Origin of the sequence: Crystallibacter degradans, assembly GCF_012952295.1 — a bacterium.
GTDB lineage: Bacteria > Actinomycetota > Actinomycetes > Actinomycetales > Micrococcaceae > Crystallibacter > Crystallibacter degradans.
Genome location: NZ_JABBCH010000006.1, coordinates 60,506 through 78,330, shown reverse-complemented (window position 1 = coordinate 78,330; position 17,825 = coordinate 60,506). Strand labels below are relative to the sequence as shown.

Genomic DNA, 17,825 nt, shown 5'->3' with positions numbered 1-17,825 from the left:
CTCCGCTGCGCGCGCCGGCTCCAAGACAAGGGAAGTGTCCGCAACTGGTAGCTGCGGACACTTCCCTTAGGCATCAGGTCTTGCGCGTCGTGCGCTGTGTGCGCTTACGGTGCCGCCTGAACCTCATCCGCAGTCGGTTCGGAAACCAACTGGACGGGGGTTCCGTCGCCTCCGGTGTAGGTGACGACCACCTGAACAGTGAAGCCGACTTCAGCTTCGCCGAGCAGGAAATTGCCGGTCGTTCCATCCTGGGTAGTGGCTGCTTCGCCCGTGTCGGGGTCAACGACCTGGAGTTCGAACCGGACGTCCGTGACCTCTGGATCGGTAATCTCCACCGATGCGTTCACCGTCTGTCCGTCCACGAGGTTGCCCACGTTGAGGTTGACCGTACCGCCAGGCAGTTCAACCGGTGCTTCCACGCCGTCGGAGACGTCCACCGTTTCATCGCTGAACTGCAGTTGCTCGATGTTGCGCAGAATGTCCTGGCGAATACCCGGATTATCAACACTAGTGACCCGGATGGCGCCATCGGAAAGCTGCTCAATCTCGAACTCTTCGCGGGTTTCCGCGTAGACGACCGTATCGGTGGCATCAGCCTGGTTGGCGTCAGCGCCGACAACGCTACGCTCAATGAACAGATCTGCCGGGCTAATGGTCCGGTTGAAGATCCGTTCCGAGAAGGCCGAGATTGACTTGGCCGTTTCGGCTACTGCACCGCCGGCAGGCCGCCAGACAACGTTGACGTCCAGCCATGCGTCGCCGTCGACAAAGTTGCGTCCGAGACGGGGTTCGACGAGGTCGCTGCCCGGACCGGCTAACAGGATGTTGTTGTTGAAATCATCCGGTGTGGTGGGCTGGCCGTCGAGGAACGGCAGGGCGTATTCGGGAAGTTCGCCACCACCTAGCAGGTCGCGAAGACCGGCGATCCGGTCCAGGTTTTCCTGGGTCATGCGGTGACCGTACCCGAGGGTGCCGATGTCCGGAGCGACGAGATCATCTTCCGATTGGGACCCGCGGATAACGTCGTTGCTGTTCCAGCCGGCGACTGCTTCGACGCCGAGGTACCTGTCGCGGATACCCGACTCGACTTCGGGAACGATCTGCAGCCTGTCCATGTCGACCCTGGCAGGGAACCTGTTGTCCTTGAAGGTCACCCAGTCGAAGCCGAGCATGCCGCCGAACCGCTCCGTTCCCGTGCCGGCGATCATGATGTCGTCGCCGCCTTCGGCATCGTGGTCGGCGTTGCCGGAGCCGCCGTTGAGGACGTCGTGCCCGCCGTGCCACAAGGCAGGATCGTTCATCATGGTGTTGCTCAGATCGCCGACCAACAGATCGCTGCCGCCCGGACCGCCTTCAATCCAATCGTCCCCTTCATCGCCGCGGAGGTTGTCCGGGCCGGTGGAGCCAAGAATGAAGTCGTTGCCCAGTCCGCCAAACACCGTGGAATTGTCCTGGCCGCCGAGGATGAAGTCCTGTCCGGATCCGCCGAAGAGCAGGTCCGCAACGCCGGGTCCACCGCTGAGGGCGTCGTTTCCGGCCTCACCCTGGAGCCTGTCGTCGCCGTTGAGATCGGTCAGGATGTCATCTCCATCACCTCCCATCAGGGCATCGACGCCGTCGTCGCCTTCAATCCGGTCATTTCCGGCACGGCCCCAGAATGAGTCATCGCCGATGCCGCCCCGGAGACTGTCATTGCTGTCCGTTCCCTGCATGGTGGTATGTTCGCCACCGGTAAACCGGGACCATCCGTCCAACGATTGCAGCCCGGCGGCGGCGAGATCCGCTGCCGGCTCGGTCAGGTCGAAGGTCGCCTGGGCTGCAGCGAAGACGTCGTGCGGCAGCTTGTCTGCGGAAGTGTTCCGCAGGATCAACTGGGAGAACGAATTGGCTTCGAGCGTGTGGAACAAGGAGTTGCCCAGGTTCCTGGTCAGGTAGTAGAAACGGTCGCCGTTCTGCAGGTTTTCCAGCTGCTGTTCGAACACCACATTAAATGTGGTGCCGAGCATGCCGCCGAAAACGAACGGCTTTTCAGCCATGCCGCCCATCCAGAAATCGATGTCGTTGACACCGGTATCTGCGGCCGGAGCGGTCATGAACGCCTCGTCCTCGATGAGCACCGCCGCCGCTGCACGTTTTCCATCCAGCGTGTCAACGTCCAGCGAGGGGTGGATTCCGTAGGCGGCCACGAAGTTCAGGATGGACTCCGGATTCTTCATCGCCAGCCGGAAGTCTTCCCAACTGGTGTACGGGGCAAGTTCCGGATGCCGCGAATCTTCGTAGAACGTTTGGCGTGCCACCTGTAGTGACGGAACCCCGGTCTCGCGTGCCCGCAGCATATTGATCGTGGCCAGGTCCAGCGGCAGCCCCAGCAGTTGGTTGCGCAGCGTATCGGTCACGAATTCGTCGATGGCGTTTGCCGTTTGATGCGTGGTGCCCCGGATGATGGAGCCGGCAGCCTCATCCGGTGACAGCGCAGTACCGTCCGGAGCTGTCAGGTAACCTTGCGGGTTCAGGAAGCCGTCGAAGAGCGGCATGTCCTCCATCTCGCCGTTGACCTCGCGCCGGATGTCCTCGGTCAGCAATGAATGCCCAAACCGGTAGACCACGTGCGCGAATTCCGCGACGATGGCCGGGTCAACATCCGGCATGTAGGAATTCTCGTTGAGGGTCGTGGCATCGATGTTCGGCTGGATCCGGCGGGCAAACTCTTCGAAAACGAGGTGCTGGTATTGCATCTCGGTGAAGAAGCGTGCCGCCTGGAACAGCCGCTCACCGTAGTCCCACATGCCGTCCTCGGCCATGTAGCGGTCCCGAAGTTCGGCAGGCGCCTCGTTCTGCAGGAAGTCGTCGACCTGGTCCATGACCCGGTTGTGCTCTGAATGGAACACGTGGTGCACCGCGGTCAGGGCAATGTTCTCGTTGCCGCGTCCGTCGCCGGTGGCGAAGTGGCTGCCCAGCAGCTCGGCGTCGTAACCGCTCGGCGGATTCGGCGTCGCGCCATGTGCAATGTCGTCCAGGAAAGCCTGGTTCACACGGACCACGTTCTCCGGCACGTCAACGCCGCCATTGGCCGGATCGCCTTCAACCATGGTGCCGTCTTCGAGAACCAGTTGCGGATAGCCGTTTGGGCCCGGAACAAAGTGGCCGTACGGATCCATCCGCAGCATCGGTACGTTCAGGACGTCCATGTCCGTCAGGTTGATGCCGAGGACGGTACGGGCCTGGTTCTTGACGTCGTTCCAGGTAGCCAGGCCTTCACCGCCGGCACCGTTGAGCAGTTTGCCGGTGACCTCGGGTCCGTTTGTTCCGGCCACATACTCCCGGAGGAACGCCTGGTGCGAGGGGTGCGATGTGTAGGTCTGGTTCTGGTCGACGAACGGTGTGGTGCGGTTGGTGTGCTCCTGGCTGCCGTCCTCGCCGATGGTGGCGCGGGAGAGGGTCAGGAAGTTGGTACGGGAGCCCTCGACATACAGCGGATCATCCGGCTGCAGCGGGACTACGATGGTGCCGTTGCCGCCCTTGGATACCTGGTCCAGGCCGTGGTCGAAGAACTGCCCAAAGAACGTAAAGAAGCTTGTTACGGAGGCCGAGAGACCCTCATCTGTAGCAACGTCGGGAATGAAGATTTCGGAACCCCCGACCAAGCCGGCCAGTTCGGCTTCCACTCCGGCGCTGACGGCCATCGGGCCGCCGAGGACAATGGCTTTCTTGGCCTTGAGCCGCTGCAATTCGGCAGCGACACTGGCCGGGACTGCCCCGCTCTTGGGAACCAGCAGGATAGGCGCACCCCGCTTCCCCGCGGCAGGCGAACCGGAAAGCGCATCCGGGAAGTTCTCCCCGGTGCTGAGGTAAACGGTGTCCACGCCGGATGCGTAGTGTTCGGCCGAGATCATCGCGGCCGTGTCATACAACGTGATTCCGCCGATCCGGGTGACGGTGGAGGCGGCCCGGCTGTTCAGTTGGTTGAAGACCGGATCGCTGACCGCCTTTGGCCCGCCGAGAACAACAATCTCGGAGGGATTCAACCGGTCAAGTTCGGTGGCGGTGGACGCAGGGATGCCGTCCCTGGTGACCAGGAGGACGGGATTGCCGTCCCTGGCCGCAGGGGCGGCGGCGGCCAACGCGTCGGGGAAGTTCAGGCCCGTGGCGATGAACACCTTGGACGCACCATCGGGATGGTTGGCTCGACTGATGGCTGCCGCGGTGTCGTAGCGGGTTGTCCCGGCCTGGCGGGTCACCGTTCCTGCCGTGAATTGCTGGAGCGTGGCGGCTACATTGGCTGTGACCGCCACATCGCCGCCGACAACCACGATCCGCTGCGGCTGGAGCCGGGCGAGTTCGGTCCGGATGGACGCGGGAATGCTGTTTGAATTGACCAGCAGCAGCGGTCCGCCGTTGGCCATGGCTGCCGGTCCTGCTGCCAATGCATCAGAGTAATCATCTGCCCGGGCTATGTAGGTCACCGGGACGCCCGGGTTGTAGTTGGCCTTGCTGATTTCGGCGGACGTGTCGAACAGCGTGGTGCCATACGTTCGGCTGAATGCGGTGCCGTCAACGAGGCCGGATCCTTCAATCCGCTCGGACACTGCCACTGCGGCAGGGTTGTCGATGGTCTCGTCGACGATCAAGTTGCTGATGATGCGCGGTTCTGCGTCGTAGACGAATTCCCCGTCGGTGCTCTTGTACGATGTCGGCGTCCCCGGAGCGCCGCCTGGTGCGCCGCCGCCGGGAATCGGATCGGCATCCTTGAAGTCGGCCGGAAGCAGCCGCGGAAAATCCTTCCCGCTTGTTCCGTAGCCGTCCTGGCCGGGCATGAGGTTGTTCCAGCGACCGTCAACGGTCCGCAGCCCGAACGGCAGGGTCGGTGAACCCACGCAAGGGTCGCCGTCGACATCGTAATGTGTCTGTTCGGCGATGTTGAAGGTGGCGCCGGCCTGGCACAGCGGAGATGAATCCTCGTCTTCAACAATGGTGTCCTCGGCGTGCGCTTCGGATATGTCGATCTGCTTGATAATGAACTCCAGATCACCGGTGGTGACATTGAAGTCCTGACCCGGCGGCGGTGCCGCCGCAGCTTGGCCGGGGAGCATCACCCCGGATAAGGCCACCGCGCTGCCGGTGGCCAATGCTGCCAGTTTGGTCCTCGTTTTGCGGCGCGCTGAAATGTGCCGCGGACTCTTGTCCATCGTGTGTCCCCAATTCCAAATGGACCCGCTCTTTGCGCGAAGCCTCCCCAAACGGCCGGGCCGTCCGGTGCGAGTGGATGGAGCCGCTGTGCCGTCTGTGCGAGCCTTACACCAGCACCCTTGGAAAAAGTTGAGGCCCTAGTCGGAGCGTAGTTCGGGGAGTCCACACGCAATCAGCCGCTGATGTTGGCGGCGGGTACAGCTCCGCCGCTCGGTCGCTTAACCAGCGGTGCCCGGTCCTCAACGGAACCGGGCACCTGGAATGGAGCTGCTAGGGGGCAAAACCCGATACTGCTAGCCGGGGGAATGCGGCCGACACCGGGCTGGCTAGTCGATAATGGCGGCCAGCACGGCGCCGGCAGAGACTGTGGCGCCCGGCTTCGCCGTCAGTTTGGAAACGGTGCCGGCCTTGTGGGCTGTCAGCGGCTGCTCCATCTTCATGGCCTCAAGCACGACGACGAGATCGCCTTCCGCGACGGTGTCGCCTTCGCTGACGGCCACCTTCACGATGGTGCCCTGCATGGGCGAGGACAGATCGTCCCCGCTGGCCGCCGCGCCAGCCGAGCCGCCGGAACGTCCGCGGCCGCGCTTGGGCTTGCCGTTGGACTTGGTGGCGGATCCGCCGGAGGTATTCAGGCCTGCGGGGAGCACAACTTCCAGCCGTTTGCCGCCTACCTCAACGGTCACGCGCTGGCGCTCGCCGCCGTCGTCGTTGGTTGTTGACGCCGCGGCATCAAAGGCGGGAATCCCGTTGACGAACTCCGTCTCGATCCAGCGGGTGTGGACCTTGAAGGGCTCCAGCGGGTCCACCGGGGCGAAGTCCGGGTCCGCCGTCACGGCGCGGTGGAAGGGCAGGACGGTCGGCATGCCGCCGATCTCCATCTCCTCCAGGGCGCGGCGGGCGCGCTGCAGGGCCTGGTTGCGGCTGGCGCCGGTGACCACGAGCTTGGCGAGCAGGGAGTCGAAGTTGCCGCCGACCACTTCGCCGGCTTCGACGCCGGAGTCCACGCGCACGCCGGGGCCGGTGGGCAGTTTCATCGATTCCACGGTGCCCGGAGCCGGCATGAAGTTGCGGCCGGCATCCTCGCCGTTGATGCGGAACTCAAAGGAGTGGCCGCGGATCTCGGGATCGCCGTAGCCCAGTTCCTCGCCGCAGGCCAGCCGGAACTGCTCCCGGACCAGGTCCACGCCGGCAACCTCCTCGGAAATGGGGTGCTCAACCTGCAGACGCGTGTTGACCTCGAGGAAGGAGATCGTGCCGTCCTGGCCGACCAGGAACTCGCAGGTGCCTGCGCCCTGATACTTGGCCTCAAGCATGATGGCCTTGGACGCTTCATACAGCCGGTAGTTCTGGTCCGCGCTCAGGAACGGGGCGGGTGCTTCCTCGACGAGCTTCTGATTGCGGCGCTGCAGCGAGCAGTCGCGGGTGGAAATAACGACGACGTTGCCGTGCGCATCGGCGAGGCACTGGGTTTCGACATGCCGGGGTGCATCGAGGAACCGCTCGACGAAGCACTCGCCGCGGCCGAACGCTGCCGTGGCTTCGCGGACCGCGGACTCGAAGGCCTCGGGGATCTCGTCCCGGTCGCGGACCACTTTGATGCCGCGGCCGCCGCCGCCGTAAGCGGCCTTGATGGCCAATGGGAGACCGTAGGTGTCCGCGAAGGCCAGGACCTCGTCCACGCCCTGCACCGGATCCGCGGTGCCGGGAACCAGGGGAGCGCCGACCTTCTCGGCGATGTGCCGGGCCTGGACCTTATCGCCGAGTTTGGCGATAGCGTCGGGGGAGGGGCCGATCCAAATCAGCCCGGCGTCGATGACCCGCTGGGCGAAGTCCGCGTTTTCGGCGAGGAAGCCGTAGCCGGGGTGCACGGCGTCGGCACCGGAGGCGGCGGCCACTTCGAGCAGTTTGTCCATGGCCAGATAGGACTCCGTGGCGGTGCTGCCGCCCAAGGAGTAGGCCTCGTCGGCCAGACGGACATGCAGCGCATCCCGGTCAGGCTCCGCGTAAACGGCGACGGAGGCGAGGCCTTCATCCCGTGCGGCTCGGATTACGCGGACGGCAATTTCACCACGGTTGGCGATCAGTACCTTGGTGATGCGCTGGGTCATTCAAAGCTCCTTCTATCCTTGAGGAGCCTAGCGCGGTTTTGCGGTTTTCGCCCATGAAGCATGCCATTTCTGCGTGTATGGGTGTGATTCTTTGTAGGGGTTCTACAAATGGGTGGTGCTGGGAGCTGGTGCTGGTGCCTCCTCCCGCCCGGAAGCTGCGATCCCACTGTGACGCTAATCCCTCAGTGCCGATTCACCGTTTTAGGTACCGCCGGCCGTTCGCCTCCTGTATACCTGTCGGTAACCCGTAGGGAGAATCAAGCGCGCCGAAGCGGTGCCCTTGGGAGCAAAGGATGACAGTGGGGGACGTGTATTTGGGGCAGTCTCTGCCAGTTAGCCTGGGTGGCCGTTACAAGCTTCAGGAACTGATCGGGAGGGGCGGATCTGCGGCGGTCTATAGGGCCGTGGACGATGTGCTGGGCCGATTCGTTGCGGTTAAGGTCTTCCGCCCTGATGTCAGCGACGAAGGGGAGCTGCGGCGTCAGGAGGCAGAAGTACAGCTGCTGTCGACATTCAACCACCCCGGCCTGGTGGCTGTTTACGATGCGGGGAGGGAGGATTCATCCTCTGATGGGACCCGCTCCTTTGTGGTGATGGAGCTCGCGCAAGGCAAGGACCTGCGAAACCGGCTTCGGTTGGGGCGGTTGGAGGCCAGGGATGTAGCAAGGATCGGTCACCAGCTGGCGGCAGCACTTCACTATGTCCACGTTCGAGGTGTGATCCACCGTGACCTCAAACCCGCGAACATCATGCTCGCGTTCGATGAAGACACTGGTGAAGCCCGGGCCAAGCTCATGGATTTCGGCATTGCCCGCGTCATGGAAGGAACACGCCTGACCGCCACCGGGCAGACTGTCGGAACCGCAACCTACCTGAGCCCGGAGCAGGCCCAGGGCGGGGCACTGGGAACATCCAGCGATATCTACTCCCTCGGACTGGTCCTGTTAGAGTGCCTGACCGGTCACGTCGAATTCCCCGGCAGTCCGGTCGAATCGGCCGTGGCCCGCCTGCAACGCGGACCGGTTATCCCAGCGGAGACCGGCCCCGGATGGGTTCGCATTCTGTCGAAGATGACTGCAATGGATCCAGCCGCCCGGCCGGACGCCGCCGAAGTAGCTGCCGCGCTCACCGACCTGGATAACACGGCGGGGGAGCCGGAGCCCGCCCTGGAGATGCCGGAGAGCAGTACGGCAGCCATGCCGGTTTCCCTTGGGGCAAGACCTCTGCGGTCACGGACCACGCGCAAGTTTGCCGCCTGGACCATCGCTGCCGTCCTCGTGCTCGCTGGTATTGCGGTCCTTGTACCTTCGCTGGCGTCCAGTCCGCAAGAGGCTCACACGTCTGTCCCGACACCATCGCCGGCCCTGACCGGAGAGCTCGAAGAGCACATGCGGAACCTTGAACGGAACCTTGTCCCATGAAGAAGCCACAGGGTATTCGCCGTTTCGCAGCTGCTGCGGCAGTTTCTGTCATGCTGCTCGGCAGCGCCTGCACTGCGCCGCCACAGCTGAATGCAGGAGCCGCCGAAAGAATGCAGACCCACGCAGCCGAGGTACGGACCGCCGCGGCAGCCGGGGATTATGAGAAAGCGATCGAGGGACTGGGCGACCTGACAGAGGAATTGAGACAGGCAGCCGCGGACGGCGACGTCTCTTTCGCTCGCTACCAGAGCATCGAAGCGGCCATCGAGCAACTCAGCGCGGACCTTGCAGCGGAACTGGCTGCTGCATCGACTCCTTCGACTCCTTCGGAACCGCCGAACCCTGAAACAGAAGCGGCTGCGCCGGAGGCGCCGAACAGTGTTGGGACAACGGAGCCGACCCAGGGGCAACCGGTTCCTCTTCCGCCGGCCCCGGTGCACGCACCACCTCCCACGGTCTTTGCCCCGGATCTTTCCGAAACCTCGCCCGTGCCGCCCGAGCCGAACAGCGGCCAGGGAAACGGCAACAATCAGCAGGACAAAGCACTTCCAGGACAGGGCAACAACGTCAACAAGAAGGACAACGGAGCCGGCCGGGACGATGCAACAAGCCCGGGCGGATCAGGCGGTGACGGGAACAACGGAAGGGCTGGGACAGGTCCCGGTTCCGGCCAGGGTAAGGGCAACTCCGGCAGGGACGCTAACTGATTCCCGCGGGGACGATACACGGGCCAGATCGCCCGGGTGGCAGCCGTCTGTTATTGTCCCCAGAGGTCCGTAATCTGCACGTTGGCACTCGCCAGCAGGTGGCGCAGGGTGGAAACCGAAAGACCGACGACGGCGTGCGGGTCGCCGTCGACGCGCTCGATGAAGGCTCCTCCCAGTGAGTCGATGGTGAAGGAGCCGGCTACCTGAAGCGGCTCGCCGGTGGCGATGTAGGTGTCGATCTCTGCATCGCTGAGCTGGGCGAAGTAGACGCCAGCTGACGCAACCGCACCAATGGTGGCGCCTGATCCAACGGTGCTGTCTAAGGCGACATCCTCGTCGGCATCCGCAGGCACATCCCTGCAGTCGACCAGCCAGTGCCCGGTGTGCAGCACGCCGTGGCGGCCGCTCATCCGGTGCCAGCGCTCGCGGGCAATCTCAGGTTCGTACGGCTTGCCGTGTGGTTCGCCGTCGAGCTCGAAGACGGAGTCGCAGCCCAGAACCAGCGTCCCCTCCGCCTCGGGCAGGCTGGCGACGGCTTCAGCCTTGGCCCGAGCGAGCAGCAAGGCGGTGTCGTGCGGATCGGTCAGCCCATAGCGCGCTGTCACAGCATCCTCGTCTACATCGGACACGAGAATGCTGTGGGCGATGCCGGCGTCGGTGAGGAGTTTGGTCCGGGCAGGGGAGGCGGAGGCGAGAATCAGGCGCAAATCAGTCACGCCCCTAAGCGTAATGCCCGCGTCCGCAAGGCCCGCATCGGCCGGCGAAGAACGCCGTCGCTTCTGCCGCCGCCCGGCAAGCAGCGCACAAACCGACATATCCAATGTTGATTTATCAACATGCCGCTTCGGACCGTATGATCTCCCCGGGGATTCTTCCGGCTGCCTTCTTGCACCACAGAGTGGCGAAGGCAGCGGAATGGGCCGGTGCACCGTCGGGGGCTGCATCGTTCCGGGACCGGTGGATCGTTGGGGGATACACCGTTCCTGAACAGCAAAACGCTCGGCCGGAGGCACATCCCGGCCGAGCGTTTTCTTGTTCGTACTGCTGTACCTAGCGCAACGGGTCAGCGATTCGAGTCGACCAGGTCTTCCTCACGACGTCCGGTGGGAACCCCGGCAGACTCAGCGCCGGTTTCAAACCGGTCCACCCCGTCCGCGTCCACAGCGGCGTCGTCGGTAAACGGATCGCCGGTGCGCTTCGCGTTGTAGAGGTCCAGATCCAGAATGCCCTGGCGCTTGGAGACAATCGTCGGGACCACGGTCTGGCCGGCCACGTTGACCGCGGTGCGGCCCATGTCCAGGATCGGGTCAATGGCCAGCAGCAGGCCGATGCCTTCCAGCGGCAGGCCCAGCGTGGACAGCGTCAGGGTCAGCATGACGGTGGCGCCGGTGGTTCCGGCCGTCGCGGCGGAGCCAAGCACGGCCACCAAAGCGATCAGCAGGTAGTGCGTGAAGTCCAGCTGCACACCGAAGAACTGGGCGACGAAGATCGCGGCGATCGCCGGGTAGATCGAGGCGCAGCCGTCCATCTTGGTCGTCGAGCCCAGCGGCACGGCGAAGGACGCGTAGGCCCGCGGCACGCCCAGGTTCCGCTCGGTCACCCGCTGGGTCAGCGGCATCGTGCCCATGGAGGAACGCGATACGAAGGCCAGCTGGATGGCAGGCCACGCGCCGGAGAACCACTGCTTGACGGACAGCCCGTGGCTGCGGATCAGCACCGGGTAGACCACAAAGACCACCAGTGCCAGGCCCACGTAGATGGTCAGCGTGAACATGGCCAGCGAACCCATGGTGTCCCAGCCGTACGTGGCAACGGCCTTGCCGATCAGGCCAACGGTGCCGATCGGGGCAACGCGGATGATCCACCACAGCACCTTCTGGATCACGGCCAGAGCGGAGGCGTTGAGCTTCAGGAAGGGTTCGGCGGGTGCGCCCACCTTCAGCGCGGCGATGCCGACGGCGATGGAAATGACCAGGATCTGCAGCACATTGAAGCTGACGCTCGTGGTCACGTCGCCGGACTCGGCCACCTTGGTGCTGGCTTCCAGCCCCAGGAAGTTGCCCGGGAAAAGGCCGGTCAGGAACGCCCACCAGTCACCGGTGCGACCGGTGTACTCGCCGGGCACTTCGCCGGCAGCGCTGGCGCCGGGCTGCATGACCGTGCCCAGCACCATGCCGATCACCACGGCGATGAACGCGGTGATGGCGAACCAGAGCAGCGTGTTCCAGGCCAGCTTGGCGGCATTGGAGACCGCGCGAAGATTGGCAATGGAGCTGACCACGGCGGTGAAGATCAGCGGCACGACGGCGGCCTTCAGCAGCGAGATGTAGCTGGAACCGATTGTCGTCAGGGTCTCGGTGAGCCAGTTCGGTTCGCCGGCGGCCGAGTCGCCCATGTTCTTGGCCACGAGGCCAAGGATGAGGCCGGCAATCAGCGCGGCGATGATCTGCGGGCCGAAGGCGGTGGCCCACGAGGGCAGTCTCCGGGCCTGTTTTTCGGGGCTGGTAGCAGTAGTCACTCGAAGACCATAGATGGCGCCTATACCAAGCAAAAGGCAGCGTTGCGAAATATTACACCGACGTACGACGGCGGGCCGTCACCTTTCCTGGTACGGCCCGCCGATACGTGGGTTATGTGAAGTTATTCCCGGAGCCCGTGTGAGGAAGATCGCCGGCAGGGGTGTTCTCGCTGTAACTGGATGCGGCCCTACGCCTCTGACGGAGCAGCGACTTCGCCCAGCAGCGCGCGGCGCAGGGTGTCCAGCCCCACCGAGCCCAGGTTCAGGGCTTCGCTATGGAAGCGCTTGATGTCGAAGGACTCGCCCTCGCGGCGGCGGCGCTCGTCCCGGATCTGCTCCCACAGCCGCTGGCCCAGCTTGTAGGAGGGCGCCTGCCCCGGCCAGCCCAGGTAGCGGGTGAACTCGAAGTTGAGCTGGCCCTCGCTGATGGCAATGTTCTTTTTCAAGAACTCGTAGCCTTTCGCCGGCGTCCATGTCCCCGATCCCCAGCGCGCAGGTACCTCGAGTTCCAGGTGGACGCCGATATCGAAGACCACGCGCGCAGCGCGCATGCGCTGGGCATCCAGCATGCCCATCTTGTCGCCCGGATCGGCCAGGTAGCCCAGGTCCTCCATCAGCCGCTCGGCGTACAGCGCCCAGCCTTCGCCGTGGCCGGACACCCAGCAGATGTTCCGGCGCCAGTTGTTCAGGAGCTCGCGGCGGTAGGTCGCCGTCGCAATTTGGAGGTGATGGCCGGGCACGCCCTCGTGGTAGACGGTGGTGGTTTCCTTCCAGGTGGTGAAGGTGTCCTCGCCCTCGGGCACGGACCACCACATGCGGCCCGGGCGGGAGAAGTCGTCGGACGGCCCGGTGTAGTAGATGCCGCCTTCCTGCGTGGGCGCGATGCGGCATTCGAGCCGGCGCATCGGTTCGTAAATGTCGAAGTGGGTGCCGGACAGCTCCGCCACCGCGCGGTCCGAGAGCTTCTGCATCCAGGCCTGCAGGGCATCCGTGCCGTGCAGCTGCCGGGCCTCATCCGCGTCCAGGGCGGCCATGGCCTCGTCGATGGAAGCGCCCGGCTTGATCTGCCCGGCCACGGCTTCCTGCTCGGCAATGATGCGGTCCAGTTCCTCCACGCCCCACAGGTAGGTCTCTTCCAGGTCAATCGTGGCGCCCAGGAAGCGGCGGGACATCAGCGAGTAGTGCTCCCGGCCGACGGCGTCCTTCTCCGGCGCTTCCGGCAGCAGCTCGTTTTCGAGGAACGCAGCCAGCGAGGCATAGGCATGGGAAGCCGTCTCGGCCCCGGCGGCCAGCCGCTTGCGCAAGTCTTCCGGCAGGCCGGCGCCGCCGCTGGCCGTCATGGACCCGCCACCGTTCTGCTGGGCGCCGCCGTCGTCAATCCGGGCGGACGCGGCCAGCGAATGGAAGAAGCCGTCCTCGGCGGCGTACGCCCTGGCCTGCTCGATCACGGTGCGGATCTGGCGCTGGGCCGCCACCAGTCCGCGTTCCTTCGCCGCGCGCAGGGAGCTGGCGTAGCCGCTGATGGCGTCCGGCACGTTGCCCATCCGGCCGGCGATGTTGTTCCAGTCCTCCGCAGTCGCCGTTGGCATCAGGTCGAAGATGGCGCGGATGTCCTGCGAGGGCGAGGCAATGTTGTTCAGGTCCGCCAGATCCAGGCCGGACTCGTGGATCTCCAGCTCCAGCCCCAGCCGCTCGCGCATGGCATCCAGGGTCACCCGGTCCACATCGTCCGTCGGCTCCAGATCTTCCAGCCGCCGCAAAGTCTCGCGGGTGCACTCGGCCAGCGCCTCGGCGCCGGCGGGGGAGTAGTCCGGGTACTCGGTCTCGTGGCCGGGAATGCCTAGCGACGTGGCGAGCGAGGGATTCATCTCCAGCAGCGACTCGGTGAAGGAGTCTGCCACGGCGTCGATCGCGGAGGGGCTCCGCACGGCCGTGTTCTCCAGTGTGGTTTCTGATGTCTGGTTAGTCACAGACCGAGCCTACCTGCCATCAGTTGCCTACGGACACTGCCTGTGGGTTTCCGGGCACTTCCGTGACGAGATTGTGCCCGGCGCAGGGCTGTTGTTTGCCTGCGGGTGAACGTAGGTTGAAAGGACGGGGCCGGCCGGAGCAGCACGGTTGGGAAGACAAGAGGATGGTGCAGGGATGTGCGCAGAGGAACGACGGCGGCGCTCGCCGTGCTCGGGCTGGTGCCGGTTTTGACGCTGGCCGGGTGCGGTGCGCCGGAACCGGAACTGCTGGCGGCGGACGGGGTGGAGCAGCAGTCGGTGGCCCTGCAGGAGTACCCGGAAGCCGTGGCCTCGCTGCAGGATGCCACGCTCAAACTTGGCGCCGCCATGCTCGCCTGCCGGCCGGAGGTGAACCAGGTCACCAGCCCCGCGAGCTTGCTCTATGCGCTCGCCATGCTCCGCACCGGAGCCGGCACCACGACGGCGGCGGAAATGGACGAGATCCTCGGCCTGCCTGCTCGGGACCGGGACCAGGCGATGAACGCGCTGCTCAAGGCGTGGCAGGAGCACGACGGCGATCCCGGCTCCGTGGACGAGGACGAGCCTCCGGCCACCCCGCTGCTGCACCTGGCCAACGGGGTGTTCGTCGATGCGGGCACGCCCACCGGCGAGGAGTACCTGGCCCGACTGGCGGAGCACTACGGCTCAGGCGTGTATCCGGTGGACTATGCGGATCCGGCCACCAAGGACAAGCTGGACGCCTGGGTAGACCACCATACCGGCGGCCGGATCACAGAAGCGCCCGGCGAGTACGACAAGGACAACACACTGACCCTGCTGAACGCGGTGTACTTCGCGGCGGCCTGGGCGGATCCGTTCTCGCCGTCGTCAACCAGCACGGACGACTTCACCCTGCTGGGCGGGGAAGTAGTCCAGGCCGAACTGATGGGGAAACTGCTGCGCGCGGGCTATGCCCGCGGCGAGGGCTGGCAGGGCATAGACCTTCCCTATAACGAAGGCTTCCTGATGCGCCTGGTCCTGCCGGATGAAGGTTCGCCGGTGCTGGATGAAGCAGGGCTGGCCGCGGTGAACCGGGTGATGGCTTCCGCGGAGCCGGCGATGGTGTCGCTGGGGCTGCCGAAGTGGGAGCACGAGTACACCCTGGACTTGCTTCCGGTGCTGCGCGGCCTGGGCCTGGCGGAGACATTCGGCAAGACGCCGGACTTCGAAGCCATCCAGCCGGAAGCCCGAGTCACCGGAGCAACGCAGCAGGCCAACATCACGGTGGGAGAGAAGGGCACCGTGGCGGCAGCCGTGACGCAGCTTGATGTGATGGCCACCTCGCTTCCGCCGGAGCCGGACGTGGAACTGGACTTCAACCGCCCGTTCCTTTACCAGATCATCCACGCGGAAACGGGGCTGCCGCTCTTCCTGGGCACGGTGATGGATCCGCGCTGACCGGAGGGACGGACGGAAGGTAGGCGATCCGCCGTCGTTAATCGTGGCCATGACGGAGACTCAGCGGTAGCCGGTGGTGTCCGCTGGGTTGTCCGGATCCTGGACCTCGCGCATGTACCGCCAGGCATCGGGCTGGCTGCCGTCCAGGTCGGTGAAGCCGTAGACCTTAGCCAGCTCGCCGCTGGAGAGCGACTTCCCGTTCCAGCGGGAGACCTCGGGATCCTGGGCCAGCGCCGCGACGGCCCTGCCCACGTAGCTCGGGGTCTCGGAAATGGCGAAGTGCGGGATGCGCCCGGTGGCATCGCGCCAGTTCGCCTCGGTCACGCCGAATTCGTCCAGCATCGCTTCGGACCGCAGCCAGCCCGGGGTGAGCGAGAGCGCCGTGGCGCCGTGCGGCTTGAGGTCGTGCGCCAGCAGGAAAGCCATCCGGTTCACAGCGGCCTTGGCCAGATCGTAGAAGAACGAGGCCCGGTAGTTCTGGGCGTTGTACTCGTCCGTACCGTCGGTGACTTCGATAGCCAGCCCGCCCGGCTGCCGAATCAGGAGCGGCAGGGCGAAGTGGCTGGTGATGGCGTGGGTGTCCACGCCAAGCCGGAGCATGTGCAGGCCGATATCCAGCGTGGACTCCCACACCGATTTGTCCCACTCCATGGTGGTGGCGCCCCAGATGTCGTTGACCAGAATGTGCAGGGCGCCCTGCTCGGCGTCGATACGGGCCACCAGATCGCGCACTTCATCCGGCACGAGGTGGTCCACCCTGACCGGGATCCCGTGGCCGCCGGCCTCCTCGACCAGCTGCGCGGTTTCCTCGATGGTCTCCGGACGGTTCATCTCCGACGGCTGTTCCCGGGTGGTCCGCCCGGTGACGTAAACGGTGGCGCCGGCCGCGCCGAGTTGGACGGCGATTCCCCGGCCCGCGCCCCTGGTCCCTCCGGCGACGAGCGCAATTTTGCCTGCCAGCGATGCTTGCATGCGGCCGACGTTAGTCCTGCGGAGGTTACTCCGGCAAGTACGGGAGTTCGTCGCCGAGCAGCGTCCTGCTGATCGCGGCCAGTTGGCGGACCTGCTCTTCGTCGAGACGGTCAAAGACGGCGGCCCGGACGGCGGCGACATGGCCCGGCGCGGCGGCAGCGATTTTGGCCACGCCGGCTTCGGTGATGCGGGCCAGCACCACGCGGCGGTCGTTGGCGTCCATGGCCCGGGTGACATAGCCGTCCTTTTCCAGCCGGGCAACAATCCGGGAAAGCCGGGACTGCGAGGTATTGGTCAGCTCCGCCAGTTTGCTCATACGGCATTCGCGGGTGGCGGACTCGGAAAGCATCGCCAGCACCATGTAGCCGGCGACAGTCAGATCCTCGTCGCGCTGCAGCTGGGACTCCAGCGTGGCCGGAAGCCGGAACATTAGCGAGGCAACGGCCAGCCATGCTCTGCGTTCCTCGGGATTCAACCACTGCGGCTCTGTCATGGGACAACTCTACCGGGATTTCATTTGACGCTTCAAATGATTCCATCTACATTAGTTTCGATTGCAAGTAATCAACGCAAGGAGCAACATGACCACGTACGCAGTAACGGGAGCAACAGGCGAACTGGGTGCGCTCGTGATCGATGCCCTGCTGGAACGCGAGATCGAAGCGGCAGCTATTGTCGCCGTCGTACGCAATACGGCGAAGGCAGCCGGTCTGCAGGAACGCGGCGTGACGGTCCGCGAGGGCGACTATGACAAGCCGGAAACCCTGGCTTCGGCACTGGCAGGCGTGGATACGCTCATGTTGATCTCCGGCAGCGAGGTCGGCCAGCGCGTCCGGCAGCACGGCAACGTCCTGGAGGCTGCCAAGGCCGCCGGCGTGAAGCGGATTGCTTACACCAGCGTGCTGCGGGCGGATACCAGCGGCCTGGCCCTGGCTTCGGAGCATAAGGCCACCGAGGCCCTGATCCGCGAATCCGGCATCCCGTTCACGCTGCTGCGCAATGGCTGGTACATCGAGAACTACACCGGTCAGCTGGGGCAGTATCTGCAGGCCGGTGCGGTCATCGGCGCCGCCGGCGACGCCAGGATTGCCGCCGCCACCCGTGCCGACTTTGCCGAGGCAGCGGCCGTGGTGCTGACCGGCGAGTGCCATGAGAACACCGTCTACGAACTCGGCGGCACGCCCTTCACCATGGGCGAGTTTGCCTCCGCCATCTCCGAGGTGGCCAGCCGGAGCGTCGACTACCGCAACGTCAGCCTGGACGAGTACAAGCAGGGCCTGCTCGGCGCCGGCCTGGATGAGGGCATGGCAAGCTTCCTCAGCGCGCTCGAGGCCAACACGGCCGCAGGCGACCTCGATACCGAGAGCGAGGACCTGGCGAAGCTGATCGGCCGTCCCAGCACGCCGCTGGCTGAAGCGGTGCGGGCGGCACATACTGCCTGATCCACGGGACTCAGTCCTGCACAAAGACCGGAGACCGGCAGCGCGTTGGGGGTTGCCGGT

11 protein-coding genes are annotated in these 17,825 nt (G+C 65.1%); 4 read left to right on the top strand and 7 right to left on the bottom strand.

Annotated features, from left to right (window positions below; all coding sequences use genetic code 11):
- Positions 1 to 104: 104 nt before the first annotated feature.
- Together HGO92_RS11755 and HGO92_RS11750 are read right to left on the bottom strand one after the other, a co-directional pair.
- Positions 105 to 5,126 (bottom strand): peroxidase family protein, encoded by a 5,022-nt coding sequence (locus HGO92_RS11755; protein WP_169994982.1) that lies wholly within the window; start codon positions 5,124 to 5,126, stop codon positions 105 to 107.
- A 387-nt stretch (positions 5,127 to 5,513) separates the two neighbouring features.
- Positions 5,514 to 7,298 carry an acetyl/propionyl/methylcrotonyl-CoA carboxylase subunit alpha gene (locus tag HGO92_RS11750; RefSeq protein ID WP_169994980.1) on the bottom strand — a complete coding sequence of 595 codons (1,785 nt, stop codon included), beginning with the start codon at positions 7,296 to 7,298 and terminating at the stop codon, positions 5,514 to 5,516.
- 293 nt (positions 7,299 to 7,591) lie between these two features.
- Here HGO92_RS11750 and HGO92_RS11745 point away from each other — a divergent pair, with 293 nt between their 5' ends.
- Positions 7,592 to 8,719: a serine/threonine-protein kinase gene (locus HGO92_RS11745; RefSeq protein ID WP_240974579.1), complete on the top strand. Its 1,128-nt coding sequence runs from the start codon at positions 7,592 to 7,594 to the stop codon at positions 8,717 to 8,719.
- Positions 8,716 to 9,426, top strand: a complete 711-nt coding sequence (locus HGO92_RS11740; RefSeq protein WP_169994978.1) for a hypothetical protein — start codon at positions 8,716 to 8,718, stop codon at positions 9,424 to 9,426. The genes HGO92_RS11745 and HGO92_RS11740 overlap by 4 nt, the downstream gene beginning before the upstream one ends.
- 50 nt (positions 9,427 to 9,476) lie before the next feature.
- Here HGO92_RS11740 and HGO92_RS11735 read toward each other — a convergent pair whose 3' ends face one another.
- The 3 genes from HGO92_RS11735 to HGO92_RS11725 all read right to left on the bottom strand — a co-directional run bounded on the left by HGO92_RS11735 (position 9,477) and on the right by HGO92_RS11725 (position 13,914).
- Positions 9,477 to 10,142, bottom strand: a complete 666-nt coding sequence (locus HGO92_RS11735) for a Maf family protein (protein WP_346768935.1) — start codon at positions 10,140 to 10,142, stop codon at positions 9,477 to 9,479.
- Positions 10,143 to 10,489: 347 nt separating this feature from the next.
- Complete coding sequence (locus tag HGO92_RS11730) at positions 10,490 to 11,944, bottom strand: cation:dicarboxylate symporter family transporter (protein ID WP_169994976.1); 1,455 nt, start codon at positions 11,942 to 11,944, stop codon at positions 10,490 to 10,492.
- Positions 11,945 to 12,132: 188 nt separating this feature from the next.
- Positions 12,133 to 13,914: a DUF885 family protein gene (locus tag HGO92_RS11725; RefSeq protein ID WP_169994974.1), complete on the bottom strand. Its 1,782-nt coding sequence runs from the start codon at positions 13,912 to 13,914 to the stop codon at positions 12,133 to 12,135.
- Between the two features lie 177 nt (positions 13,915 to 14,091).
- On the opposite strand from HGO92_RS11725, the gene HGO92_RS11720 reads away from it, so the two are divergent.
- Positions 14,092 to 15,351 carry a serpin family protein gene (locus HGO92_RS11720; protein ID WP_346768934.1) on the top strand — a complete coding sequence of 420 codons (1,260 nt, stop codon included), beginning with the start codon at positions 14,092 to 14,094 and terminating at the stop codon, positions 15,349 to 15,351.
- Between the two features lie 60 nt (positions 15,352 to 15,411).
- Here HGO92_RS11720 and HGO92_RS11715 read toward each other — a convergent pair whose 3' ends face one another.
- Positions 15,412 to 16,323, bottom strand: coding sequence for an SDR family oxidoreductase (locus HGO92_RS11715; RefSeq protein WP_169994972.1), 912 nt, complete (start codon positions 16,321 to 16,323; stop codon positions 15,412 to 15,414).
- 25 nt (positions 16,324 to 16,348) lie between these two features.
- Positions 16,349 to 16,816: a MarR family winged helix-turn-helix transcriptional regulator gene (locus HGO92_RS11710; RefSeq protein ID WP_169994970.1), complete on the bottom strand. Its 468-nt coding sequence runs from the start codon at positions 16,814 to 16,816 to the stop codon at positions 16,349 to 16,351.
- An 88-nt stretch (positions 16,817 to 16,904) separates the two neighbouring features.
- Between HGO92_RS11710 and HGO92_RS11705 the strand changes: the two genes are divergently transcribed.
- Positions 16,905 to 17,765 carry an SDR family oxidoreductase gene (locus tag HGO92_RS11705; protein WP_169994968.1) on the top strand — a complete coding sequence of 287 codons (861 nt, stop codon included), beginning with the start codon at positions 16,905 to 16,907 and terminating at the stop codon, positions 17,763 to 17,765.
- Positions 17,766 to 17,825: the final 60 nt, after the last annotated feature.

Bases quoted from the DNA above. Each gene is read 5' to 3' on its own strand.
- HGO92_RS11750 (WP_169994980.1), bottom strand. From the start codon at position 7,298: ATGACCCAGCGCATCACCAAGGTACTGATCGCCAACCGTGGTGAAATT.
- HGO92_RS11745 (WP_240974579.1), top strand. From the start codon at position 7,592: ATGACAGTGGGGGACGTGTATTTGGGGCAGTCTCTGCCAGTTAGCCTG.
- HGO92_RS11740 (WP_169994978.1), top strand. From the start codon at position 8,716: ATGAAGAAGCCACAGGGTATTCGCCGTTTCGCAGCTGCTGCGGCAGTT.
- HGO92_RS11715 (WP_169994972.1), bottom strand. From the start codon at position 16,323: ATGCAAGCATCGCTGGCAGGCAAAATTGCGCTCGTCGCCGGAGGGACC.
- HGO92_RS11710 (WP_169994970.1), bottom strand. From the start codon at position 16,816: ATGACAGAGCCGCAGTGGTTGAATCCCGAGGAACGCAGAGCATGGCTG.
- HGO92_RS11705 (WP_169994968.1), top strand. From the start codon at position 16,905: ATGACCACGTACGCAGTAACGGGAGCAACAGGCGAACTGGGTGCGCTC.